The 21,131-nt window shown below is 66.4% G+C and carries 25 protein-coding genes; 14 read left to right on the top strand and 11 right to left on the bottom strand.

Going from position 1 to position 21,131, the window contains the following annotated elements; all coding sequences use genetic code 11:
- Positions 1-3: 3 nt before the first annotated feature.
- The 9 genes from cyoE to ACTJI6_RS13265 all read left to right on the top strand — a co-directional run bounded on the left by cyoE (position 4) and on the right by ACTJI6_RS13265 (position 8,007).
- Positions 4-921, top strand: a complete 918-nt coding sequence (gene cyoE, locus ACTJI6_RS13305; RefSeq protein WP_440801320.1) for a heme o synthase — start codon at positions 4-6, stop codon at positions 919-921.
- A complete protein-coding gene (locus ACTJI6_RS13300) occupies positions 921-1,115 on the top strand; it encodes a hypothetical protein (protein ID WP_440801319.1) in 195 nt (64 codons plus the stop codon). The genes cyoE and ACTJI6_RS13300 overlap by 1 nt, the downstream gene beginning before the upstream one ends.
- A complete protein-coding gene (locus tag ACTJI6_RS13295; protein ID WP_440801318.1) occupies positions 1,112-1,687 on the top strand; it encodes a cytochrome c oxidase assembly protein in 576 nt (191 codons plus the stop codon). Before ACTJI6_RS13300 ends, ACTJI6_RS13295 begins: the two co-directional genes overlap by 4 nt.
- 27 nt (positions 1,688-1,714) lie before the next feature.
- Positions 1,715-2,545, top strand: a complete 831-nt coding sequence (locus ACTJI6_RS13290; protein WP_440801317.1) for a cytochrome c oxidase subunit 3 — start codon at positions 1,715-1,717, stop codon at positions 2,543-2,545.
- A gap of 74 nt (positions 2,546-2,619) precedes the next feature.
- Positions 2,620-3,291, top strand: a complete 672-nt coding sequence (locus tag ACTJI6_RS13285; protein WP_440801316.1) for an SURF1 family protein — start codon at positions 2,620-2,622, stop codon at positions 3,289-3,291.
- Between the two features lie 10 nt (positions 3,292-3,301).
- Positions 3,302-4,678, top strand: coding sequence for a threonine synthase (thrC, locus tag ACTJI6_RS13280; protein ID WP_440801313.1), 1,377 nt, complete (start codon positions 3,302-3,304; stop codon positions 4,676-4,678).
- Positions 4,675-5,949 (top strand): M16 family metallopeptidase, encoded by a 1,275-nt coding sequence (locus ACTJI6_RS13275; RefSeq protein ID WP_440801311.1) that lies wholly within the window; start codon positions 4,675-4,677, stop codon positions 5,947-5,949. The genes thrC and ACTJI6_RS13275 overlap by 4 nt, the downstream gene beginning before the upstream one ends.
- Complete coding sequence (locus tag ACTJI6_RS13270) at positions 5,949-6,530, top strand: GNAT family N-acetyltransferase (RefSeq protein WP_126153373.1); 582 nt, start codon at positions 5,949-5,951, stop codon at positions 6,528-6,530. The genes ACTJI6_RS13275 and ACTJI6_RS13270 overlap by 1 nt, the downstream gene beginning before the upstream one ends.
- Positions 6,531-6,606: 76 nt before the next feature.
- On the top strand, positions 6,607-8,007 hold the full coding sequence (locus tag ACTJI6_RS13265; RefSeq protein ID WP_440801310.1) for an FAD-binding oxidoreductase: 1,401 nt from the start codon (positions 6,607-6,609) through the stop codon (positions 8,005-8,007).
- A gap of 17 nt (positions 8,008-8,024) precedes the next feature.
- Here ACTJI6_RS13265 and ACTJI6_RS13260 read toward each other — a convergent pair whose 3' ends face one another.
- Both ACTJI6_RS13260 and ACTJI6_RS13255 read right to left on the bottom strand, forming a co-directional pair.
- Positions 8,025-8,558, bottom strand: coding sequence for an adenine phosphoribosyltransferase (locus tag ACTJI6_RS13260; RefSeq protein ID WP_440801308.1), 534 nt, complete (start codon positions 8,556-8,558; stop codon positions 8,025-8,027).
- Positions 8,555-9,157, bottom strand: a complete 603-nt coding sequence (locus ACTJI6_RS13255; protein ID WP_126153377.1) for a flavin reductase family protein — start codon at positions 9,155-9,157, stop codon at positions 8,555-8,557. Before ACTJI6_RS13255 ends, ACTJI6_RS13260 begins: the two co-directional genes overlap by 4 nt.
- Before the next feature lie 118 nt (positions 9,158-9,275).
- Between ACTJI6_RS13255 and ACTJI6_RS13250 the strand changes: the two genes are divergently transcribed.
- Both ACTJI6_RS13250 and ACTJI6_RS13245 read left to right on the top strand, forming a co-directional pair.
- A complete protein-coding gene (locus ACTJI6_RS13250) occupies positions 9,276-9,881 on the top strand; it encodes a GNAT family N-acetyltransferase (protein ID WP_440801307.1) in 606 nt (201 codons plus the stop codon).
- Complete coding sequence (locus tag ACTJI6_RS13245; RefSeq protein WP_126153379.1) at positions 9,841-10,629, top strand: EcsC family protein; 789 nt, start codon at positions 9,841-9,843, stop codon at positions 10,627-10,629. The genes ACTJI6_RS13250 and ACTJI6_RS13245 overlap by 41 nt, the downstream gene beginning before the upstream one ends.
- Before the next feature lie 78 nt (positions 10,630-10,707).
- Here ACTJI6_RS13245 and ACTJI6_RS13240 read toward each other — a convergent pair whose 3' ends face one another.
- Entirely contained in the window at positions 10,708-12,234 is a 1,527-nt protein-coding gene (locus ACTJI6_RS13240; protein ID WP_440801305.1) for an ATP-dependent DNA helicase, read from the bottom strand.
- A 246-nt stretch (positions 12,235-12,480) separates the two neighbouring features.
- On the opposite strand from ACTJI6_RS13240, the gene ACTJI6_RS13235 reads away from it, so the two are divergent.
- Positions 12,481-13,017: a hypothetical protein gene (locus ACTJI6_RS13235; RefSeq protein WP_440801303.1), complete on the top strand. Its 537-nt coding sequence runs from the start codon at positions 12,481-12,483 to the stop codon at positions 13,015-13,017.
- A 39-nt stretch (positions 13,018-13,056) separates the two neighbouring features.
- On the opposite strand, the gene gdhA is transcribed toward ACTJI6_RS13235, so the two are convergent.
- Positions 13,057-14,418, bottom strand: a complete 1,362-nt coding sequence (gene gdhA, locus ACTJI6_RS13230) for an NADP-specific glutamate dehydrogenase (RefSeq protein WP_126153381.1) — start codon at positions 14,416-14,418, stop codon at positions 13,057-13,059.
- A gap of 172 nt (positions 14,419-14,590) precedes the next feature.
- On the opposite strand from gdhA, the gene ACTJI6_RS13225 reads away from it, so the two are divergent.
- A complete protein-coding gene (locus tag ACTJI6_RS13225; protein WP_440801301.1) occupies positions 14,591-14,797 on the top strand; it encodes a hypothetical protein in 207 nt (68 codons plus the stop codon).
- A gap of 6 nt (positions 14,798-14,803) precedes the next feature.
- On the opposite strand, the gene ccrA is transcribed toward ACTJI6_RS13225, so the two are convergent.
- Positions 14,804-16,093: a crotonyl-CoA carboxylase/reductase gene (gene ccrA, locus ACTJI6_RS13220; RefSeq protein ID WP_440801299.1), complete on the bottom strand. Its 1,290-nt coding sequence runs from the start codon at positions 16,091-16,093 to the stop codon at positions 14,804-14,806.
- A 208-nt stretch (positions 16,094-16,301) separates the two neighbouring features.
- Between ccrA and ACTJI6_RS13215 the strand changes: the two genes are divergently transcribed.
- Entirely contained in the window at positions 16,302-18,260 is a 1,959-nt protein-coding gene (locus tag ACTJI6_RS13215; RefSeq protein ID WP_440801298.1) for a methylmalonyl-CoA mutase family protein, read from the top strand.
- 132 nt (positions 18,261-18,392) lie between these two features.
- Here ACTJI6_RS13215 and rpmE read toward each other — a convergent pair whose 3' ends face one another.
- The 6 genes from rpmE to ACTJI6_RS13185 are packed head-to-tail and all read right to left on the bottom strand — an operon-like array spanning position 18,393 to position 21,113.
- Complete coding sequence (rpmE, locus tag ACTJI6_RS13210; protein WP_126153385.1) at positions 18,393-18,614, bottom strand: 50S ribosomal protein L31; 222 nt, start codon at positions 18,612-18,614, stop codon at positions 18,393-18,395.
- Between the two features lie 11 nt (positions 18,615-18,625).
- On the bottom strand, positions 18,626-19,009 hold the full coding sequence (rplS, locus tag ACTJI6_RS13205) for a 50S ribosomal protein L19 (protein WP_126153386.1): 384 nt from the start codon (positions 19,007-19,009) through the stop codon (positions 18,626-18,628).
- Complete coding sequence (gene trmD, locus ACTJI6_RS13200; RefSeq protein WP_440801295.1) at positions 19,006-19,881, bottom strand: tRNA (guanosine(37)-N1)-methyltransferase TrmD; 876 nt, start codon at positions 19,879-19,881, stop codon at positions 19,006-19,008. Before trmD ends, rplS begins: the two co-directional genes overlap by 4 nt.
- Entirely contained in the window at positions 19,874-20,374 is a 501-nt protein-coding gene (gene rimM / locus ACTJI6_RS13195; protein WP_440801294.1) for a ribosome maturation factor RimM, read from the bottom strand. Before rimM ends, trmD begins: the two co-directional genes overlap by 8 nt.
- A gap of 47 nt (positions 20,375-20,421) precedes the next feature.
- Positions 20,422-20,778 carry a 30S ribosomal protein S16 gene (gene rpsP, locus ACTJI6_RS13190; RefSeq protein ID WP_207100987.1) on the bottom strand — a complete coding sequence of 119 codons (357 nt, stop codon included), beginning with the start codon at positions 20,776-20,778 and terminating at the stop codon, positions 20,422-20,424.
- A gap of 41 nt (positions 20,779-20,819) precedes the next feature.
- Positions 20,820-21,113, bottom strand: coding sequence for a chorismate mutase (locus ACTJI6_RS13185; protein WP_126153390.1), 294 nt, complete (start codon positions 21,111-21,113; stop codon positions 20,820-20,822).
- Positions 21,114-21,131 lie beyond the last annotated feature (18 nt).

Raw genomic sequence — 21,131 nt, 5'->3', positions numbered from 1 at the left:
AAGATGACCGATATCAACACCTATGAAGGCGCCCCCGAGGCAGAGTTCCGCGATTTCGTCGCGCTGCTCAAGCCGCGGGTGATGTCGCTGGTCGTCTTCACCGCCTTCGTTGGGCTGTGGGTGGCGCCGGTCGATCTGCATCCCTTCGTGGCCTTCTGTTCGGTCCTGTTCATCGCGCTTGGCGGCGGCGCCTCGGGCGCGCTGAACATGTGGTATGACGCGGACATCGACGCCGTGATGCGCCGCACCCAGTCCCGCCCCATCCCCTCGGGCCGGATCGAGGGGGGCGCGGCGCTGTCGCTGGGCCTGATCCTGGCCGGGTTCGCGGTCATGATGCTGGGGCTGGCGGCGAACTGGTTCGCTGCGGGCTTCCTGGCCTTCACGATCTTCTTCTATGCCGTCGTCTATACGATCTGGCTGAAACGCTGGACGCCGCAGAACATCGTCATCGGCGGCGCGGCCGGGGCGTTCCCGCCGATGATCGGCTGGGCCTGCGCGACGGGCGGGATCAGCATCGAATCGCTGCTGATGTTCGCGCTGATCTTCTTCTGGACGCCGCCGCATTTCTGGGCGCTGGCGCTGTTCATGAAGTCGGATTACCACGTCGCCAAGGTGCCGATGCTGACGGTGACGCATGGCCGCGCCGCCACCCGCCGCCATATCTTCGCCTATACACTGGTGCTGGCGCCCTTCGCGATCTGGCTGGGGCTGACCTCGGTCGGGGGGCCTGTCTATCTGGCGGCCTCGGTCGTGCTGAACGCGCTGTTCATCCATGGCGGCTGGCGGATCCTGCGCCGGTCCGAGGATGCGGCGATCGCCGACGGCTATGCGGTCGAAAAGCGGGTCTTCAAGCTGTCGCTTTATTACCTGTTCCTGCATTTCGTCGCGTTGTTGGTTCAGAACGCAATGGGGGGCTGGTGATGCCGCTGCACGCCGAACACGAGATCCACGGCCGCCGCCGGTCGCGCAATGTCGGGCTGGGCCTGGTGCTGCTGGCCTTTGTCGCGCTGGTCTTCGGCCTGACGGTGGTCAAGGTCCAGCAGGGCGACATGATGGAGGCCTTCGACCACCAGCCGCGCGTGTCCGTCCTGCCTGCCGAGGAGCCGGCGGAATGACCCGGCGCATGTCCCCGGAAACCCGCACCGTCGCCGTCCTGGTGGGCGTCGTCGTGACGATGGGCGCGCTGGCCTGGGCCGCCGTGCCGTTCTATGACTGGTTCTGTCGCGTCACCGGCTTCGGCGGCACCACGCAGGTCGCGGAATCGGCGCCTGATCAGGTGCTGGACGAGGTCGTCCGGGTCCGCTTCGACGCCAATGTGGACAAGGATATGGAATGGACCTTCCGTCCCATGCAGACCAGCATGGAGCTGAAGATCGGCGAACCCGGCCTGGCCTTCTATGAGGCGGTGAACAATTCCGACGTGGCCATCACCGGCACCGCCAGCTATAACGTCGCGCCCGAGGTGTCGGGCTATTACTTCGACAAGATCGAGTGTTTCTGCTTCACGGAACAGACCCTCCAGCCGGGCGAGCGGATCGAGATGCCGGTCAGCTTCTTCGTCGATCCCGACCTGGTCAAGGACCGCGACGCAGGCTGGGTCAGGGACATCACCCTGTCTTATACCTTCCACCGCACCCAGCCGAAGCAGGCCGCGCTTGACGCTGCCCCGGCGGGTAACGTCAACTGAACCAAGAGGAGCCGACGGGGACAGCTCATGGCGCACGCAAAGAACCACGATTACCACATCCTTCCGCCGTCGATCTGGCCTTTCGTCGCCGCCATCTCGGCCTTCCTGATGCTGTATGGCGCTGTCGGCTGGATGCATTCGGGCGATGTGCATCTGCTGTTCATTCCGGTCAACGGACCCTGGCTGGCGCTGATCGGCTTCGTCGGCGTGCTGTACGTGATGTACAGCTGGTGGGCCGACGTGGTCCGCGAAAGCCAGGCGGGCGATCACACCCCTGTGGTGCGGATCGGCCTGCAATACGGCTTCATCCTGTTCATCATTTCGGAACTGATGTTCTTCACGGCTTGGTTCTGGAACTTCATCAAGAACGCGATGTATCCGATGGGGCCGGAAAGCCCGATCAAGGACGGCGTCTGGCCGCCCGAAGGCATCGTGACCTTCGACCCCTGGCATCTGCCCTTCATCAACACGCTGATCCTGCTGCTGTCGGGCGTCGCGGTGACCTGGGCGCACCACGCGCTTGTCCACGACAACGACCGCAAGACCACCATCAACGGGCTGATCGTCGCGGTCTTCCTGGGGGTCGTGTTCACCATCCTGCAAGCCTATGAATACAGCCACGCGGCCTTCGGCCTGGCCGACACCGCCTATGCAAGCGCCTTCTATCTGGCGACGGGCTTCCACGGCTTCCACGTCATCATCGGCACGATCTTCCTGGCCGTCTGCCTGCTGCGGATGCTGAACGGCCAGATGGACCAGGAGAAGCATATCGGCTTCGAGGCCGCCGCCTGGTACTGGCACTTCGTCGATGTGGTCTGGCTGTTCCTGTTCGCCGTGGTCTATGTCTGGGGCAGCTGATCCCCGCCGAAACCGAAACACGACGCGCGGGGACGGTTCCCGCGCGTTTTCTTTTGCGATTGGCTGGTCCTCTCATGCGCCGCATCCTGATTCCCCTGATCTTCGGCATCCTCGGCTGCGCGATCCTGATCAATCTCGGCCTGTGGCAATTACGCCGCCTGGACGAGAAAGAGGGGCTGCTGGCACGGATCCAGGCCGGCATCGAGGCCCCCGCCGTGCCGCTGCCCGCCGCCGTCGATCCGTCGATGAAATACCTGCCCGTCACCGTCAGCGGCACCACCACCGGGGCCGAGATCGACGTGCTGTCGGGCAGCAAGGAACAGGGCGGCGGCTACCAGATCGTGTCCCGCTTCGTCACCGACGACGGCCGCGCGATCCTGCTGGACCGGGGCTTCGTGCCGCAGGAACTTCGCCATGCCGAACGCGGGCCGACCCGGCTGTCGGTGCGCGGCAACCTGCACTGGCCCGACGAAAAGGGCAGCGCCACGCCCGAGCCGAACCTGGACGAGAACATCTGGTTCGCCCGCGACGTGCCCGCCATGGCGAAGGCGCTGGACACCGAACCGATCCTGGTCGTCGCCAGATTCGTCGAGGGCGACGCCCAGGGGGTCGAGCCGATCCCCGTCGCCATCGAGGGGATCCCCAACAACCACCTGTCCTATGCCGTCCAATGGTTCATGATCGCGGCCACCTGGGCAGGGATGACAGTGGCCTTGATCTGGCGTATCAGGCAGCGGAAATACTGAGGGAACACGGATGCGCTATGTCTCGACGCGGGGTCAGGCCCCGGTGCTGAACTTCGAACAGGCGATGCTGTCGGGCCTGGCCCGCGACGGCGGCCTGTACCTGCCCGAGACGATCCCCGCCTTCGGCGGCCTGCGCGACCTGGACGGCCTGCCCTATGAGGAGGTCGCCTTCCGTGTCATCCGCCCCTTCACCGGCGACAGCTTCACCGACGACGAACTGCGCGGCGCCATCGACCGCGCCTATGCGCGCATCGAGCATACCGCCAAGGCTCCCCTGCGCCAGCTTGCCCCCGGCCATCACCTGCTGGAGCTGTTCCACGGCCCGACCCTGGCCTTCAAGGACTTCGCGATGCAGTTGATCGCGCAGTTGTTCCAGATCGCACTGAAACGGTCCGGCCAGAAGATCACCATCGTCGGCGCGACCTCGGGCGACACCGGATCGGCGGCCATCGAGGCCTTCAAGGGCATCGACAATGTGGACGTGTTCATCATGTTCCCGCATGGCCGCGTCAGCGACGTGCAGCGCCGCCAGATGACCACGCCCGACGCGGCGAATGTCCATGCCCTGGCTGTGACCGGGCATTTCGACGACTGCCAGGCACGGCTGAAGGATCTGTTCAACGACCACGCCTTCCGCGACCAGGTGGGGCTGGCGGGGGTCAACAGCATCAACTGGGCGCGGGTGGTGGCGCAGATCGTCTATTACTTCACGGCCTGCGCGTCCCTGGGAATGCGGGACACGGATTTCACCGTGCCGACCGGAAATTTCGGCGACATCTTCGCGGGATCCATCGCGCGGGCCATGGGCCTGCCGATCCGCCGCCTGATCGTGGCGACGAACCAGAACGACATCCTGCACCGCGCGCTGACCACCGGCGAATACCGTGTCGGCACGGTCGAACCCTCGATCAGCCCGTCCATGGACATCCAGGTCAGTTCCAACTTCGAACGGGCGCTGTATCTGGCCTATGGCGGCGATGCAGCCGCGGTGGCGCAGATCATGGACGAATTGAAGCACGGCGGCTTCACCATCAGCCAGGGCGCCTTGCAGGCGCTGCGCGAACAATACCTGTCGGGCCGCGTCTCGGAGGATGAGACCTTGGCGATGATCCGCACCATCCGCGCCGAGACCGGCGAAATCCTGTGTCCCCACAGCGCGGTGGGCGTCGCCGTCGCACACCAGCATGTCGAACCCGGCGTGCCCATGGTGACGCTGGCGACTGCCCATCCGGCCAAGTTCCCCGACGCGGTGGAGGCCGCGATCGGCGTCCGGCCGCCGCTGCCGCCGCATATGGCCGGGCTGTTCGACCTGGCCGAACGCGTGACGCGGGTTGAAAACGACGTGCAGGCGCTTAAATCGCTGATCCTTGACCGGAGAACGCAGTGAACCAAGACCCGACCCCGCAGATCACGACCCTTGCCAACGGCCTGCGCGTCGCCACGCGCCTGATGCCGGGGCTGCATTCCGCCGCCCTGGGCATCTGGGTCAATGCGGGCGGGCGCAATGAGCGCCCCGAACAGAACGGCATCGCGCATTTCCTGGAGCATATGGCCTTCAAGGGCACCGCGACGCGCAGTGCCCTCCAGATCGCGGAAGCCATCGAGGACGTGGGCGGCTATATCAACGCCTATACCTCGCGCGATGCGACGGCCTATTACGTCCGTGTGCTGGAAGAGGATGTCGATCTGGCCTTCGACGTGATGTCCGACATCGTGCTGAACCCGATCTTCGACGAACGGGAAATCGAGGTCGAGCGCGGCGTGATCCTGCAAGAGATCGGGCAGTCGATGGACACGCCCGACGACATCATTTTCGACTGGCTGCAAGAGGCGGCCTATCCGAACCAGCCGATGGGCCGCACCATCCTGGGACCAGTGGAACGCGTCAGCCGCTTCGGCCGCGCCGACCTGGCGGGCTTCGTGGCGGAAAACTATGGCCCCGGCCAGATGATCGTGGCCGCGGCCGGGGCGGTCGATCACGACCGCATCGTGCGGCTGGCCGAACGGGCCTTCGGCCATCTGGCCCCCGTGGCGCAGGCCCCCAAGGAAGCCGCCCGCTGGCAGGGTCTGGAAACCCGCAAGGTCAAGCGGCTGGAGCAGGCGCATTTCGCGCTGGCCCTGGAGGGGCCGGGCTATCTGGCGCCCGATTTCTATGCCGCGCAGATCTTTTCCTCGGCCCTTGGCGGGGGCATGTCGTCCCGCCTGTTCCAGAAGATCCGCGAGGAACGGGGCCTCTGCTATACGATCTTCGCGCAGTCGGGATTCCATGACGACACCGGAATGCTGACCATCTATGCCGGCACCGGGGCCGAGGATCTGGCCGACCTGTCCACCCTGACCATCGACGAGATGAAGCGGGCCGCCGAGGACATGTCCGAACCCGAGGTCGCCCGCGCCAAGGCGCAGCTGCGCGCAAGCCTGCTGATGTCGCTGGAAAGTCCGTCGTCACAGGCGGAACGCATGGCCCGGACCCTGGCGATCTGGGGCCGGGTGCCCGACGCGGCCGAGGTCGCGGACCGCATCGCCGCCGTATCGGTGGCCGAGGTGCGCGCCCATGCCGAACGCCTGATCGGGCAGGCCCGCCCCGCGCTGGCGCTGTATGGTCCGGTCAAGGCGGCGCCCGCCCTGGGCACCCTAGCCGAACGGCTTGCCGCCTGATGTTCCTGCGCGCGCGGCCCGTCAGGCTGGAGGCCGAACGGATCGTGCTGCGCCTGCCTGCCCATGCCGATTTCCACGCCTGGACCGCGCTGCGCCAGGCCAGCCGCGACTTCCTTACCCCGTGGGAGCCGGTCTGGTCCCCGGACCACCTGTCCCGCAAGAGCTTCGTCAACCGCGTCTATTGGGCTGCCCGCGCCAGTCGGGGCGGCACCGCGCTGCCCCTGTTCCTGGTGCGCCGCGACGGCGTTTTGTTGGGCGCGATCACCCTGGACAATATCCGTCGCGGCCCCGCGCAGTCGGGAACCATCGGTTACTGGATCGGCCAGCCCTTCGCCCGCCAGGGCTATATGCGCGAGGCGATCGGCGCGCTGGTCCACCACGCCTTCACCGTGATGGACCTCAGCCGAGTCGAGGCCGCCTGTTTGCCGGAAAACGCCGCGTCGCGCGGCGTCTTGGAAAAGTCGGGCTTCAAATACGAAGGCGTCGCGCAAAGCTATCTGCAAATCGACGGTCGGTGGCGGAACCATGTGCTGTATGCCAACCTGCGCGGCGACCGGCGCGGCCGCAGCGATGCGCGCTGACGGCTTTGCGTCCCGCGATCCCGGGGGCCAGCCCCCGGACCCCCGGGATATTTGAACACAGAAGATGGGGCGGACGATGGGATTGAATCCGGCGGATGAGCGGCTGGCGGCACGGCTGCCGCAAGGTGTTCTGCGCGAGGCGGCGCCCGCCTATCTTGAGGAACCGCGCGGCCGCTATCGCGGCCAGGCTGGGTTGGTCGCCGCCCCCCGCGATACCGAGGAGGCGGCGGCGGTGATCCGCGCCTGCGCCGAGGCGGGGGTGGCGGTGGTGCCGCGCGGCGGCGGCACGGGGCTGGTTGGCGGGCAGGTGATGCCCGAGGGGCCCGTCCCCCTGCTTCTGTCGCTGGAGCGCATGAGGGCCATCCGCGCGGTCCACCCCGAGGAAGGCGTGATCGTGGCCGAGGCGGGCGCCACCCTGCAACAGGTCCGCGAGGCCGCTGCCGCCGTAGGGCGGCAGTTCCCGCTGGCGCTGGCGTCGCAGGGGACCGCGCAGATCGGCGGGGTGCTGTCGACCAATGCGGGCGGCGTCAACGTGCTGCGCTATGGCAATGCCCGCGCGCTGTGCCTGGGGGTCGAGGCGGTGCTGCCGCAGGGCCAGGTCATGCACGACCTGAAACGGCTGCGGAAGGACAACACCGGCTATGACGTCCGCGACCTGCTGATCGGCGCCGAGGGCACGCTGGGCATCATCACCGCTGCATCCCTGGTGCTGGCTCCGGTCCCGCCCGAGGTCGGCGTGGCGATGCTGGTTGTGGAATCGCCCGAGGCCGCGCTGACCCTGCTGTCGCTGGCGCAGGCCCGGATGGCGGGGGGCGTGACGGCGTTCGAGCTGATCTCGGGGCAGGGGCTCCGCTTCCTGGACGTGGCCTTTCCGGCGCTGCGCCAGCCCTTTGCCGACCGCCCCGACTGGCTGGTCCTGATCGAGGTGGGCCTGCCCGCGGGCCTGTCCGCAGATGCCGCGCTGGAGGGCCTGTTCTCCGAGGCTGCCGAGGAGGGGCTGGTCCGCGACGGCGTGATAGCGCAGTCAGGCCAGCAGGCCGCCGAGTTGTGGGCGATCCGCGAGACGATCCCCGACGCGAACCGCCATATCGGCGCCATCGCCAGCCACGACATCAGCCTGCCTTTGTCGGAAATCGCCCGCTTCATTCGCGACGCCAGCGCCATGCTGGCGGACATGGCCGACCTGCGCATCAACTGCTTCGGCCACTTGGGCGACGGCAACCTGCATTTCAACCTGTTTCCGGTCGAGGGGAAAACCCGTGACGCCTATGACCGGGTTCGGCGAGACTTGTCGCGCGCGGTGCATAAGATGGTGGTGGCGCGCGGCGGGTCGTTCTCGGCGGAACACGGGGTGGGGCGACTGAAGGCGGCGGACCTGGCCGAATGGGGCGATCCGGCGCGGCTGGCGGCCATGCGCGCGATCAAGGACGCGCTGGATCCGGTGGGGATCATGAATCCGGGGGTGATCCTGGCATAGGTGCGTATGAGCTCCGTTTACTCCCCCTCGAACGCGCACAGCACATGAACCTCATGCCCCAACCCCTCCAGCAGACGCCTTCCGCCCAGATCCGGCAGGTCGATCACGAAGGCGCAGCCCACGACCTTGGCGCCCAGCCTCTCACACAGCGAAATCCCCGCCGCCGCCGTGCCGCCCGTGGCCAGCAGGTCGTCCACGATCAGCACCCGTTCGCCCGGCTTCAAGGCGTCGTCATGGACCTCGACCACGGCCTCGCCGTATTCCAGTTGATAGGCCTGGGAAATCACCGCGCCGGGCAGCTTGCCCTTCTTGCGGATCGGCACGAAGCCGGTGGAAAGCTGATGCGCCACCGCTCCGCCCAGGATGAAGCCGCGCGCCTCGAGCCCCACGACCTTGTCGATCCGCGCGCCCGCATAGGGGGCCAGCAACTGGTCGATGGCGATGCGGAAGCCGCGCGCGTCCGCGAACAGCGTGGTCACGTCGCGGAACAGGATCCCTTCATGCGGGAAATCGGCGATGGTGCGGATATAGTCCTTGACGTTCAGGCTCATGCAGGGCGTTCCATTTCGAACAGCTGGGTGACGGCGGCATAGTCGTGATAGCCCAGCCGCGCGATCCATCCGCCCGCCGCGCGCGGATCGAAACGGCCGTCCACCACGCAATCGTCGCGGATATGCACCCCCGTCACCACGCCGAAGACGACGAAATTCGCCTGGCCCGCCAGCGGCAGCACACGGGTCATCCGGCATTCCAGCGCGGCGGCGGCCCCTGCGACGCGTGGGCAGGCGATGGTCTCGCATTCGGCGGCGGGGATCCCGGCGGCATCGAACTCGCTGACCCCGGCGGGCAGGGTGGCGGAACTGGCGTTCACCTGGTCGCGCAGGTCTCCGGTGGCGATGTTGACGCAGAACACGCCCGATTCGATGATCTGCGCCACGCTGTCCTTGGTGCCCTTGCGGTCGGGCTTCGCACTGGTCGAGGCGAACATCACCTGCGGAGGGACATAGGCCACCGCGTTGAAGAACGAATAGGGCGCCAGGTTGTCGCCCGCCGTCCCGCGCGTCGAAATCCAGCCGATGGGGCGGGGGGCGATGATGGCGTTGAAGGGACTGTGGGGCAGCCCGTGGCCGGACTCGGGGCGGTAGAACATCGGGGCCTCCTGTCTTGTCGGCTCAACCTGCCATTCGCACGGCCGCGCCGCAATGCCCCGGATGTTTCATCGTCCCCGTCCCCGTGCTAAGGGGCGGCAAGACCCGAGAGGAGGCGCGATGTACGAGATCTGCCCCGAGACGCCCGCCGACGAGCCCGAGGTCGAGGGTCTTTACGATCTGTGCTTCGCGCCGGGGCGGACGGCGCTGTCGTCGTACCGCCTGCGGGACGGGGTGCCCAAGGTCGCCGACCTGTGCCTGGTGCTGCGCGACGGGTCGAACACCGTGATGGCCGCGATCCGCTTCTGGCCGGTGCGCGTAGGCGGCAAGCCGGTGCTGCTGCTGGGTCCGATCGCCGTGCATCCCACCGCCCAGGGCGAGGGGCTGGGCGGCCTGCTGATGCGCGACAGCCTGGCCCGCGCGCGCAAGCTGGGCTGGGAACGGGTTCTGCTGGTGGGGGACGCGCCCTATTACAGCCGCTTCGGCTTCGCGCGGCTGGACGATGTGGTCATGCCGCCGCCGACCAATCCGGCGCGGGTTCTGGGGCTGGAACTTCGCCCCGGCGCCTGGGTTGATGTCGTGGGACCGGTGATGCGCGAAACCTTTCCCGATGCGGGGAAATTGTCGCGCGGCGCCAATGACCTGTCGGCCTGCGTGACGGTCGACCATCCAAAAGAGGATACCGATGCCCGCCACTCCGCAACTGGTGCTTCCGCCGATCAATGACCCCTCGGTCCATGCCCAGGTCGACCGCCTGGCGCGGCGCTATCTGGATGCGGGCGGGCTGGGGATGGAACTGATGGCCGCCGTCGGCAACGGCGCCGAAGGGCTGATCGAGAAACTGCCGGGTTTCGTGCGCAGCCGCATGGACCGCATCACCCGCGCCGGGCTGAACCGGGCCTTCGCTGCGGCGACAACTTCGCGTCGGATGGTCCGCGACCGGGGCGACTGGTTCAACCGCATGGCCTCGACCGTCAGCGGGGCGGCGGGGGGCGTGGGCGGTTTCGCGGGCGCGATGATCGAACTGCCCTTCACGATCACGCTTCTGCTGCGCGCGATGCTGGATATTGCCGTGGAACACGGTCTGGATCCCGACAGCGACGAGGTGCGGATGGAATGCCTGCGCATCTTCGCCGCCGCCGGTCCGATGGCCGAGGATGACAGCACCGACCTGGGCCTGCTGGCCGCGCGCATGTCGGTGACGGGCCAGACGGTGCAGGGGCTGATTTCCAAGGTCGCGCCGCGCCTGTCGGTGTCGATGGGCCAGAAGCTTGCGGCGCAGGCGGCGCCGATCTTCGGGGCGGTGGTGGGCGCGTCGATCAACTATACCTTCACGCGCTATTATCAGGAACTGGCCCGCGTCCATTTCGGCATCATGCGCCTGTCCCGCGAAACCGGCATTCCCAAGGAAGCCCTGGTCGAGGCGCTGCGCCTGTCCATCGAACGGCTGGACCACCGCCAGGCGGCGCGCTGAAGCCGAAGGCTGTTTTGCCTTGGTCTAAATATCCTCTGGGGGTTCGGGGGGCGAAGCGCCCCCGACCGGCGCGGGACGCTATTCCTCCTCGGCCGCCAGGGTCAGGTCGGCGACCGGCGCGTCCAGATCGTCCGTGCCAAGCGGCGCGGTGGGCCGGGCCAGGCGCGATTTCGTGACCCAGAACAGCCGTTCCTGCGCGCGGGTGATGGCGACATAGGCCAGCCGCTTCCACAGGGGGATCCCGGCCTCGGTCCGGTTCGACCAGGCGGCGGCGCTGATATCGGGGCCGAAAACCTGCACGTCGGGCCATTGCGAGCCTTGCGACTTGTGGATCGTCACCGCCGCGCCGTGCAGGAAGGTCGCCCCCATCCGGGCCGCGAAGGGGATGAAAGGCTCTTCCTCATCCGGCAGCTCGATCTTGACGATGCTGGCGGCGGACAGGCGCGGATCCTCGGCCCCGATGACGTGCAGCCGCGAAAAGCCCGGCTTGCGGCCCGGTCCCAGATAGACGACCTGCGCGCCCTTGATCAGCCCCCGCGCCTCCAGGTCGATGCGCTTCTTGCGGTGTTTCAGGGGCAGCTCGATTCCGTCGCAGATCAGCGGCTCTCCGGGCAGCAGCGCGTCGCCCGGCGCGCCATAGGCGGCGCGGAAGGCGTGGATCAGCCGGATCCGCGTGGCGTTGCGCCAGACCAGCACCGGGCTGCGGGCCATCAGGTCGCTTTCCACCCGTTCCGACCAGACCACCCGGTCGTCGCGCCGTGCGGCGGCGCGGATCTGGCTTTCGAAGCCCTCGAAGGACAGGCTTTCGTCGGACAGCGCATGGGCCAGATCCAGGATCGGGCTGTCGTCGGCCTGCCGGTGGATGCGGTTCAGGATCAGCCGTTGCGACGGCGCCAGCTTGTCAAAGACCATCTCGCCCGACTGGCCGACCGGGGCAAGCTGCGCCGGATCGCCGAACAGGACCAGCAGGGGAAAGATCTCGCGCAGATCCTCGAACTGCTTTTCGTCCAGCATGGAGGCCTCGTCGATCAGCCCCACGTCCAGCGAATCCTCGCGCCGTTTCCAGCCGCGGATGAAATCGGACCCGCGCAGCCCCGCCGCCGCCAGCGCGCCGGGGATCGAGGCGTTCTGGTCGTAGAACGCCTTGGCCCGATCCAGCGCGGCATCCGTCATGCCCTCGACCACCGGGCGGTCGCCGGTGCCCGCCAGCCATTCGGCCAGCTTTTCATATTCCGGGTCATAGACGGGGGTATACAGGATCCGGTGAATCGTCGTCGCCGGAACCCCGCGCATCCGCAGCACGAAGGCCGCCTTGTTGGTCGGCGCCAGGATCGCCACGCTGCGCCGCTCCTTGCGCTTGCGGCCTTCGTAGTCGCCGCTGACGATCTCGACGCCCGCGTCGCGCAGCGCCTTGGTGATCTGCGACAGCAGCAGCGTCTTGCCCGACCCGGCCTTGCCGATCACCGCCATCACGCGCCCCTTGCCCGGCTGCGGCGGGTGCAGGTCGCCGGCGGCGAGGTCGATGCCCGCCGCGCCCAGGGCGTCGGACAGGGCGTCCCAGGCATCGGCCTGGTCGGGGGACAGGGTGGGGGCGGGCAGGGTCATGCGGGGGTCATACCCTGCCCGCCGGCAAAAGCGAAGGGCCGTCCTTATTCATATGGGGCGACATATAATGCTCGAAGATCGAGAGCAGAGAGAGTGTAAAAAATGAGGACTGTCGGGTTTCTTATCAAGTTACTCGCCTTGAGGGTTGTTCTGGCGACGATGGACGATGGGCCTGCGACCGAGTGCACAAGAAGCACTGACACCGGACAGTCACCAAAGACGGACAGTCCGATAGATTACGGCGCATTGATCGACCGCATTGCAACCCGTTTCGGGGCGTTTGCCATTGTGGCGACAATCGCCTATCCGGTCTGGCAGGCGGCTGACGCATTGCTGCGAGCGCGTCGCCATGACCTGCCGGACCTGGCTGGGCAGGGTTTTGTGGTCTGGTCGTCCATCATGCTTGGAACCGTGCTGCTGTTGTTTGCCGGGGTGCTGGGCTTTTCGGTCTTTGTTCCCGTCGCGCGCGTGTTCGAACGCATGACATCCGCCGCGCGTTGGTTCGTGGTGCTTCCCCTCGGACTGGCGATGGGGGTCTGCTTTGTGGCCTACGCCTTGTTGATGGTCGCGGTTTTCACAAGCGATCAACTGAAGCCCATCTATGGCGATCTGGCGCAGTCCCTCCGGCATGTACAAGTCTGCGACGATCAACGGCTCCATGGCCGGGTCTGTCAGGACGTGCTCTACGCCTGCGCAGAGAAAGGCGGGGATGGAGGCGCCTGTCGGGATATCGCGAGGCGACACATCGACCGCATCCGCCCGGTTGTCGGAGCCTTCAGGTAGCGGGCCGCGTCNAGGGCGGCCCGCCAAGATGAACAGGCCTCAGATCACGCCGAAGGCGCGCATCGGTTCGGCCACGCGGATGAAACCGGCGATGTTCGCGCCGATCACGTAATCGCCCGGCGCGCCGAATTCCTCAGCGGTGGAATAGCAGGCGTCGTGGATGTCGCGCATGATCTCGGCTAGCCGGGCCTCGGTCTTTTCGAAGGTCCAGCGGTCGCGCGAGGCGTTCTGCTGCATCTCCAGCGCCGAGGTCGCGACGCCGCCCGCATTGGCGGCCTTGCCGGGGCCGAACTTGACGCCCGCCTGCTGGAATGCGCGGATCGCTTCGGGGGTCGAGGGCATGTTGGCGCCTTCGCCCACCGCCTGCACACCGTTCTTGATCAGCGTCTTGGCGTCCTTGCCGGTCAGTTCGTTCTGCGTGGCCGAGGGCAGCGCAACCTGGCAGGGCACGTCCCAGATCGACCCGTCGCCCGCCTTGACGAAATAGACGCCGCTGCCTTCGCCCTTGATCCGCGCATATTCGCTGATCCGGCCGCGCCGCACTTCCTTGATTTCCTTGACCAGATCCAGGTCCAGGCCATTCTCGTCGACGATATAGCCGCCGCTGTCCGAACAGGCGACGACCTTGCCGCCATAGGACCGGACCTTCTCGATCGTGTAGATCGCGACATTGCCGGATCCCGACACCACCACCGTCTTGCCGTCGAAATCGTCGCCGGTGGTTTGCAGCATGGCGCGGGTGAAATAGGTGTTGCCGTATCCGGTCGCTTCCTTGCGGGCCAGCGATCCGCCATAGAACAGGCCCTTGCCGGTCAGCACGCCTGCCTCGTAACGGTTGGTCAGGCGCTTGTACTGGCCGAACATGTATCCGATCTCGCGCGCGCCGACGCCGATGTCGCCCGCCGGCACGTCGGTATATTCGCCCAGATGGCGGTAAAGCTCGGTCATGAAGGACTGGCAGAAGCGCATGACCTCGGCATCCGAGCGGCCCTTGGGATCGAAGTCGGACCCGCCCTTGCCGCCGCCGATGGGAAGGCCGGTCAGGGCGTTCTTGAAGGTCTGCTCGAAGCCCAGGAACTTGATGATCCCGACATTCACCGACGGATGGAACCGCAGCCCGCCCTTGTAGGGGCCCATGGCCGAGTTGAACTGGACGCGGAAGCCCCGGTTGATCTGGACCTGGCCCTTGTCGTCGGTCCAGGGCACGCGGAAGATGATCTGGCGTTCGGGTTCGCAGATCCGTTCGATCAGCGCGTTGTCCAGATATTCCGGGTGCTTGGCGACGACGCGGCCAAGGCTTTCCAGAACCTCGCGCACGGCCTGATGGAATTCCGCCTCGCCCGCGTTGCGGCGGACGACCTCGTCATAGATGGGGGTCAACTTGTCGTCGATCTGCGGCATGGCACTGTCCCTTTTGTGATTCTGACAGCGCGTTAGCCGTTATTTCAGGCAAATTAAATGGGAAGTCGCGACATATTCGGGCAGGTCGCGCAAGTTGTGGGCAGAACAGGACCGTCCCTGCAACTTTTCAGGCCCTGGCGCTTGTATGAGGGATCATCGAAAGGAACACGCGATGATCGAGTTGTTCTTCGTCACATGCCTGATCAGCGACCCGCAACGCTGCACCGAACACAGCCTGCTGTTCGAACGGCGCAACGGCATCCAGACCTGCATGTTGTCCAGCCAGAACGAACTGGCCCGCTGGGTCGCCGCCCATCCGAAGGACCGGGTGGTCGAATGGAAATGCCGCCTGCCCGAGGCAGGCGACACCAGGATTTAGGCCGCGTCAGCCGCGACGGGCCTCCAGCGCGTCCTCGAAGGTGCGCAGCCCGGTGGTCGGGGCCTGGACCAGCACCGACATGTTGCCCGGCTTGTGCTGGTTGCGATACATCTTCATATGCGCGGCCGGGATTTCCGCCCAGGGAAAGACCTCGGACATGCAGGGATCCAGGCGTCGTTCCAGCATCAGTTTGTTGGCCGCGCTGGCCTGTTTCAGATGCGCGAAATGCGACCCCTGGATGCGCTTCTGGTGCATCCACAGGTAACGCACGTCGAAGGTGCAGTTGAAGCCCGTGGTGCCCGCGCAGATCACGACCATGCCGCCCTTCTTGCAGACCAGGGTGCTGACCGGGAAGGTCGCCTCGCCCGGATGTTCGAAGACGATGTCGACGTTGTTTCCCTTGCCGGTGATGTCCCAGATGGCCTTGCCGAACTTGCGCGCCTCGTTGAACCAGTCCTTGTATTCGGGGGTGTTGACCTTGGGCAACTGGCCCCAGCAGTTGAATTCCTTGCGGTTGATGACGCCCTTGGCGCCCAGGCCCATGACGAAATTGCGCTTGTCTTCCTCGGAGATGACGCCGATGGCGTTGCCGCCCGCCGCGTTGATGAGCTGGATCGCGTAAGACCCCAAGCCTCCCGACGCGCCCCAGACTAGCACGTTCATGCCGGGTTTCAGCTCATGCGGCTCGTGCCCGAACAGCATCCGGTATGCGGTGGCCAGCGTCAGGGTATAGCAGGCCGATTCCTCCCATGTCAGGTGACGGGGGCGGGGCATCAGCTGCTGGGACTGGACGCGGGTGAACTGCGCGAAGCTGCCGTCCGGGGTTTCATAGCCCCAGATCCGCTGGGTCGGCGAATACATCGGATCGCCGCCGTTGCATTCCTCGTCGTCGCCGTCGTCCTGGTTGCAATGGACCACGACCTCGTCGCCGACCTTCCAACGTTTCACCTTGTCGCCCACCGCCCAGACGATCCCCGAAGCGTCGGATCCGGCGATGTGATAGGGCGCCTTGTGCCCGTCGAAGGGGCTGATCGGCTGGCCCAGCCCGGCCCAGATGCCGTTATAGTTGACGCCCGCCGCCATCACCAGAACCAGCACCTCGTTGCTGTCGATGCTGGGGGTTTCGACGACCTCCAGCTGCATCGCCGTGTCGGGTTCGCCATGGCGTTCGCGGCGGATCGTCCAGGCGTGCATTCTTGCCGGAACATGGCCCAGGGGCGGCATCTCGCCGATGTCGTACAGATCCTTCACAGGGGCGTCGTAGGGGGCGATCGGAGTAGGGGAATCGAGGGCCATGCGCGTCTCCTTGTCGTGCCGCGGCGCAGAATCGCCGGGTGTCTGGCACAAGTGGTATGAAGACTTGCGCAACATTGCAACAACTATGCGGATATAATCGCAATAAAATGTCCGAAAGTCGCATATCCTTGCCGCGCTGCAGCGAATTGACGGCGCATGTTTGTTTCTATATTCCTTTCTGTACCGAAAGATTGTTGCGAGGTGGCCCATGGCTGACAAGGACAAACCCTGGCTGTTCCGCACCTATGCGGGCCATTCCACGGCCGAGAAGTCGAACGCGCTGTATCGCGGCAACTTGGCCAAGGGACAGACCGGACTGTCGGTGGCCTTCGACCTGCCGACCCAGACCGGCTATGACAGCGATCACGTCCTGGCGCGGGGCGAGGTCGGCAAGGTCGGCGTTCCCATCTGCCATCTGGGCGACATGCGGGCGCTGTTCGACCGGATCCCGCTGGAACAGATGAACACCTCAATGACGATCAACGCAACGGCGCCCTGGCTGCTGTCGCTCTACATCGCCGTGGCCGAGGAGCAGGGGGCGGACATCGCCAAGCTGCAAGGCACGGTGCAGAACGACCTGATCAAGGAATACCTGTCGCGCGGCACCTATATCTGCCCGCCCAAGCCTTCGCTGGCGATGATCACGGACGTGGCGGCCTACACGCGGGAACACCTGCCCAAGTGGAACCCGATGAACGTCTGTTCCTATCACCTGCAAGAGGCCGGGGCGACGCCGCAGCAGGAACTGGCCTATGCGTTGGCGACCGCCATTGCCGTGCTGGACGACCTGAAGGGCAAGGTGCCGTCTGATACCTTCCCCGAGATGGTGGGCCGGATCAGCTTCTTCGTGAATGCGGGCATCCGTTTCGTGACCGAGATGTGCAAGATGCGCGCCTTCACCGAATTGTGGGACGAGATCACGCGCGACCGCTACGGCATCGCGGATGAAAAATACCGTCGCTTCCGCTATGGGGTGCAGGTCAACAGCTTGGGCTTGACCGAGCAGCAGCCGGAAAACAATGTCTACCGGATCCTTCTGGAAATGCTGGCGGTCACGCTGTCGAAAAACGCCCGCGCCCGTGCCGTGCAACTGCCTGCCTGGAACGAGGCGCTGGGCCTGCCGCGCCCCTGGGACCAGCAATGGTCGCTGCGGATGCAGCAGATCGTCGCCTATGAAACGGATCTGCTGGAATATGGCGACCTGTTCGACGGCAATCCGGTGATCGCCGCCAAGGTCGAGGAACTGAAGCAGGGCGCGCGCGACGAATTGCGCCTGCTGGACGAAATGGGCGGGGCGATCGCCGCCATCGACTATATGAAGGCCCGGCTGGTCGAATCGAATGCCGAGCGTCTGGGACGGATCGAGACGAACCAGACGGTCGTGGTCGGCGTGAACCGCTGGCAGCAGGGAGAGCCTTCGCCGCTGACGGCGGGCGATGGCGGGATCATGGTGGTCGATCCGGCGGTGGAACAGGACCAGATCGCCCGGCTGCACGCCTGGCGGCAGGCCCGCGACGAAGGCGCGGTGCAGCTTGCGCTTGGCGCGTTGCGCGATGCGGCCCGGCGGGGGCAAAATGTCATGCCCTGGTCCATTGCGGCGGCCAAGGCCGGGGCCACGACCGGCGAATGGGCGGGCGTCATGCGCCAGGTCCATGGCGAATATCGCGGCCCGACAGGGGTGTCCGCCAGCCCGTCGAACCGCACCGAGGGGCTGGAAGAGATCCGCGAGGCCGTCGATGCGGTCAGCGCCCGCCTGGGACGGCGGCTGAAATTCGTGGTCGGCAAGCCGGGCCTCGACGGCCATTCCAACGGCGCCGAGCAGATCGCCTTCCGCGCCCGCGATTGCGGCATGGACATCACCTATGAAGGCATCCGCCTGACCCCCGAACAGATCGTCACCCGCGCGCAGGAAGAAGACGCCCATGTCATCGGCCTGTCGATCCTGTCGGGCAGCCATATGCCCCTGATCGAGGATCTGATGTCGCGGATCCGTGCGGCGGGCCTGGCCCATGTCCCGGTGATCGTCGGCGGCATCATCCCCGACGAGGACGCGGCACGGCTGCGCGCGATGGGCGTGGCCCGGGTCTATACGCCCAAGGACTTCCAGCTGAACGCGATCATGATGGATATCGTGGCCCTGGTGGAACCCAGCGTCGAGGCAGCCTAACGCCGCCCTTTTCACCTTTGTTCAAATATCCCTGGGGAGTCCCGCAGGGACGGGGGCAGCGCCCCCATCCTGCACCGCAAAAGAAAACGCCGCCCGGTCGGGGCGGCGCTTCGCACTTCCAGGGCCGGGCGATCAGAAGCCCAGGCCCGCGTATTTCGACTTGAACTTCGACACGCGGCCGCCGGTATCCATCAGCTTGGCCGAACCGCCGGTCCAGGCCGGATGCGAGGTCGGGTCGATGTCCAGGGCCATGGTCGCGCCTTCCGAACCCCAGGTCGAACGGGTCTGGTAGGTGGTGCCATCGGTCATCTTGATCTCGATGGTGTGGTAATCGGGATGAATGTCTTTTCTCATCGGATGATCCCTCAGGCTTTCGCGTCGGACAGCGGGCGATAGTTGGTTTTCTCGACGATCCGGGCCGATTTGCCGCGACGGTCGCGCAGATAGTACAGCTTGGCGCGGCGGACCTTGCCGCGGCGCACGACCTCGATCGAATCGATGTTGGTCGAATACAGCGGGAACACCCGTTCCACGCCTTCGCCAAAGCTGATCTTGCGCACGGTGAAGCTGGCGGCCAGCGTCGCGCCGCCTTTGCGGCCGATGCAGACGCCTTCATACATCTGCACGCGCGACCGGGTGCCCTCGGTCACCTTATAGCCGACGCGCACGGTGTCGCCGGCCTTGAAATCCGGGATGGTCTTGCCGAGCTGGGCGATCTGCTCGGCTTCGAGTTCTGCGATCAGGTTCATCGCCTGGGTTCCTTGTCATGCTCGCGGTAGCCCCGCGATTGGTCTGATGCGCCCGAGAGCTGTCGGTCCTTTGCCGGGTCCACGGGCCGGTCGGCCCATGCCCGCCACAGGTCGGGGCGGCGTTGCTTGGTCAGCCTTTCGGCCTCACTGGCCCGCCAACGCTGAATGGCCGCGTGATTGCCGGACAGCAGAACCTCCGGTATCTCGCGGCCTTCCCATTGGGCGGGCTTCGTGAACTGGGGGGCTTCAAGAAGGCCCCTGTTGCCGATGGAAAAGGATTCCTCGGCCAGAGAGTCGTGATTCCCCAGCACGCGCGGTATAAGCCGGACCGTCGCGTCGATCAAGACCTGAGCGGCGATCTCTCCGCCGGTCAGGACATAGTCGCCGATGCTGACCTCCTCGACATCATGGGCGTCCAGGACGCGCTGGTCCACCCCCTCGAACCGGCCGCAGATCAGGGTGACGCCGTTGCCCTGGGCCAGGTCGCGGGCGCGGGCCTGGGTCAGCGGGGCGCCGCGCGGGGACATGTAGATCACCGGGCGAGGCGGGCCCCGGCGGGCCTCGCGCAGGGCCGCGTCCATCACGTCGGCGCGGATCACCATGCCCGCGCCGCCGCCCGCAGGCGTGTCGTCCACGTTGCGGTGCCGGCCGATGCCGAAGTCGCGCAGGGGCACGGTGCGCAGGTTCCACAACCCCTGCGCCAGCGCCTTGCCGGTCAGCGACAGGCCCAGGATGCCGGGGAAGGCCTCGGGGAACAGGGTGACGATGCTGGCGGTCCAGGCGCCCGCGACCTGCGGTTCGGTCATCAGTTCGCGGGGGCGCAGGCTGGCTGTGATCGACAGCCGACCATGGGATTTGGGCGGCTCACTCATCGGTGGCGGGCGGATCGGCGACAATGCGCTTCGCCGCCAGATCGACGGTCGGCACCACGGCGCGGGTAAAGGGCAGCAGTAGAACGTCCTTGCCGCCGACGACCTCCAGGATGTCGCCCGCGCCATGGTCGAAGATCGCCCGGACCCGGCCAAGCACGGCGCCGCCGGTATCGACGACCTCCAGCCCGATCAGGTCGGCGTGATAGAATTCGTCGTCGGGCAGCGAGGGCAGGGCGGATCGCGGCGCCCAGAGGGTCACGCCCCGCAGCGCCTCGGCATCCTCGCGCGTGGCCACGCCCGACAGGCGCGCGCCCAAGCCGCCGGTGACGGGGCGGGTCAGTTTCACGGTGAAGGACCGCTTGCCGTCCTCGGTCGTCAGGGGGGTGTATTTGGCGATGTCCGACGGCTCGGCGCAGAAGCTTTTCAGCCGCACCTCGCCCCGGACCCCGAAGGCCCCGGCGATCGCGCCCACGCAGATGCGGTCTTCAGTCATGCGGCCCCCGCGATGGCAAAGGGCGGGGTCGCCCCCGCCCGTCGTGATTATTCGGCCTCGGCCGGGGCGGCGGCTTTCGCGGCCTTTTCGGCGGCGCGGGCGGTGGCTTTCTTGCCCGGCTCGGCCTTCTTCATGTTGGCGCGGGTGGCCTTTTCGCGCACGCCTGCGGCTTCCAGGAAGCGGGCCACGCGGTCGGTCGGCTGGGCGCCCTGGTCAAGCCAGTGCTTGGCGCGATCTAGGTCCAGCTTGATGCGGTCCTCGCTGTCCTTGGCCAGCAGCGGGTTGTAGGTGCCCAGCTTTTCCAGGAAGCGGCCGTCGCGCGGCATCCGCGAATCGGACACGACGATGGCGTAATGCGGGCGCTTCTTGCTGCCGCCACGGGCCAGACGGATTTTCGTTGCCATTGGGTTTCTCCTTTAGAATGGCGTGGTGGGGCGGCGCCCCGTCAGGATTGGAAGGTCTCGTGATGCCGGATCACTTCGGCGATCACGAAGTTCAGGAATTTGCGCGCGAATTCCGGGTCCAGGTCGGCCTCGCGCGCGAGGCGTTCCAGCCGCTCGATCTGCTGCGCTTCGCGGGCGGGATCGGACGGCGGAAGATCGTGTTCGGCCTTGAGGCGGCCGACGGATTGGGTGTGCTTGAAGCGTTCGGCCAGCGTATAGACCAGGATCGCGTCCAGCCGGTCGATGCTGGCGCGATGTTCCTTAAGCAGTTCGGCGGCGCGGGTCACGGCGTCCATGGGCAGGGCTCCGGCTGA

This window comes from Paracoccus sp. 22332, from assembly GCF_052045125.1.
GTDB lineage: Bacteria > Pseudomonadota > Alphaproteobacteria > Rhodobacterales > Rhodobacteraceae > Paracoccus > Paracoccus haematequi_A.
This window is presented reverse-complemented; position numbering and strand designations above follow the sequence as displayed.

Coding starts and splice junctions, on each gene's coding strand:
- rpmE (WP_126153385.1), bottom strand. CDS start 18,614: ATGAGAAAAGACATTCATCCCGATTACCACACCATCGAGATCAAGATG.
- ACTJI6_RS13245 (WP_126153379.1), top strand. CDS start 9,841: ATGCCCGCCACTCCGCAACTGGTGCTTCCGCCGATCAATGACCCCTCG.
- cyoE (WP_440801320.1), top strand. CDS start 4: ATGACCGATATCAACACCTATGAAGGCGCCCCCGAGGCAGAGTTCCGC.
- ACTJI6_RS13300 (WP_440801319.1), top strand. CDS start 921: ATGCCGCTGCACGCCGAACACGAGATCCACGGCCGCCGCCGGTCGCGC.
- ACTJI6_RS13185 (WP_126153390.1), bottom strand. CDS start 21,113: ATGGACGCCGTGACCCGCGCCGCCGAACTGCTTAAGGAACATCGCGCC.
- ACTJI6_RS13250 (WP_440801307.1), top strand. CDS start 9,276: ATGTACGAGATCTGCCCCGAGACGCCCGCCGACGAGCCCGAGGTCGAG.
- ACTJI6_RS13285 (WP_440801316.1), top strand. CDS start 2,620: ATGCGCCGCATCCTGATTCCCCTGATCTTCGGCATCCTCGGCTGCGCG.
- ACTJI6_RS13255 (WP_126153377.1), bottom strand. CDS start 9,157: ATGTTCTACCGCCCCGAGTCCGGCCACGGGCTGCCCCACAGTCCCTTC.
- ACTJI6_RS13270 (WP_126153373.1), top strand. CDS start 5,949: ATGTTCCTGCGCGCGCGGCCCGTCAGGCTGGAGGCCGAACGGATCGTG.
- ACTJI6_RS13290 (WP_440801317.1), top strand. CDS start 1,715: ATGGCGCACGCAAAGAACCACGATTACCACATCCTTCCGCCGTCGATC.
- ACTJI6_RS13215 (WP_440801298.1), top strand. CDS start 16,302: ATGGCTGACAAGGACAAACCCTGGCTGTTCCGCACCTATGCGGGCCAT.
- ACTJI6_RS13260 (WP_440801308.1), bottom strand. CDS start 8,558: ATGAGCCTGAACGTCAAGGACTATATCCGCACCATCGCCGATTTCCCG.
- ACTJI6_RS13265 (WP_440801310.1), top strand. CDS start 6,607: ATGGGATTGAATCCGGCGGATGAGCGGCTGGCGGCACGGCTGCCGCAA.
- ACTJI6_RS13240 (WP_440801305.1), bottom strand. CDS start 12,234: ATGACCCTGCCCGCCCCCACCCTGTCCCCCGACCAGGCCGATGCCTGG.
- ACTJI6_RS13295 (WP_440801318.1), top strand. CDS start 1,112: ATGACCCGGCGCATGTCCCCGGAAACCCGCACCGTCGCCGTCCTGGTG.
- ACTJI6_RS13225 (WP_440801301.1), top strand. CDS start 14,591: ATGATCGAGTTGTTCTTCGTCACATGCCTGATCAGCGACCCGCAACGC.
- thrC (WP_440801313.1), top strand. CDS start 3,302: ATGCGCTATGTCTCGACGCGGGGTCAGGCCCCGGTGCTGAACTTCGAA.
- rpsP (WP_207100987.1), bottom strand. CDS start 20,778: ATGGCAACGAAAATCCGTCTGGCCCGTGGCGGCAGCAAGAAGCGCCCG.
- gdhA (WP_126153381.1), bottom strand. CDS start 14,418: ATGCCGCAGATCGACGACAAGTTGACCCCCATCTATGACGAGGTCGTC.
- rplS (WP_126153386.1), bottom strand. CDS start 19,009: ATGAACCTGATCGCAGAACTCGAAGCCGAGCAGATCGCCCAGCTCGGC.
- ccrA (WP_440801299.1), bottom strand. CDS start 16,093: ATGGCCCTCGATTCCCCTACTCCGATCGCCCCCTACGACGCCCCTGTG.
- trmD (WP_440801295.1), bottom strand. CDS start 19,881: ATGAGTGAGCCGCCCAAATCCCATGGTCGGCTGTCGATCACAGCCAGC.
- rimM (WP_440801294.1), bottom strand. CDS start 20,374: ATGACTGAAGACCGCATCTGCGTGGGCGCGATCGCCGGGGCCTTCGGG.